The organism is Delftia sp. ZNC0008 (assembly GCF_000799035.1).
GTDB lineage: Bacteria > Pseudomonadota > Gammaproteobacteria > Burkholderiales > Burkholderiaceae_C > Comamonas > Comamonas tsuruhatensis.
On record NZ_JTKZ01000558.1, the window covers coordinates 1 to 728 of the forward strand.

Annotated in this window: 1 protein-coding gene; it reads left to right on the plus strand. The window is 71.0% G+C overall.

From position 1 onward, the window contains the following. Positions 1-631 (plus strand): FecR domain-containing protein (locus L995_RS18465; protein WP_047472925.1); only part of this gene is annotated, 631 nt, incomplete at its 5' end. Positions 632-728: the final 97 nt, after the last annotated feature.

Genomic DNA, 728 nt, shown 5'->3' on the forward strand with positions numbered 1-728 from the left:
TGCCGTGGGCGAGCAGCGCACGCTGCCCCTGCCCGATGGCGGCAGCGTGGTGCTCAACACCGGCAGCGCCCTCAATCTGCGCTACGGCGCGGCCGAGCGCGTGCTGGAGCTGGTGCGTGGCGAAATCCTCGTGCAGACCGCGCCGGACAGCCTGCACCGGCCCTTCATCGTGCAGACCGCCATGGGCGCCGTCCAGGCTCTGGGCACGCGCTTCACGGTGCGCGAGCGCGAGCCCGGCATCGAAGTGGGCGTGCTGCAAGGCGCCGTGCAACTGCGGCCCGCGCATGCCCCGCATGCCGCGCAGCGCATAGCTGCGGGAGAGCAGGGCACGTTCACGGCCCAGCAGGCCGTGCACTCCGGCGCGCTGGACACGGCGGCCAGCGCCTGGGCCGAAGGCATGCTGGTGGCCTCGCGCATGCGGCTGGAGGATTTCCTGGCCGAGCTGGGCCGCTACCGGCGCGGGCGCCTGGGCTGCGACCCGGCCGTGGCCGGCCTGCACGTCTCCGGCGCCTATCCGCTGGCCGACACCGACCGCGTGCTGGCCGCGCTGACTTCCTCGCTGCCCGTGGAAATCCACTCCTTCTCGCGCTACTGGGTGATGGTGCGGCCTGCGGCGCCGCACAAGGCATGAAGGCCTTCGCCTCTCTTTTGAAAAAAATTTGAGCTGATTTGCCGGCGATGGCTGTCAACAGAGACAGGAGCGCACCGCAGCGTGCGCCAACACGCGG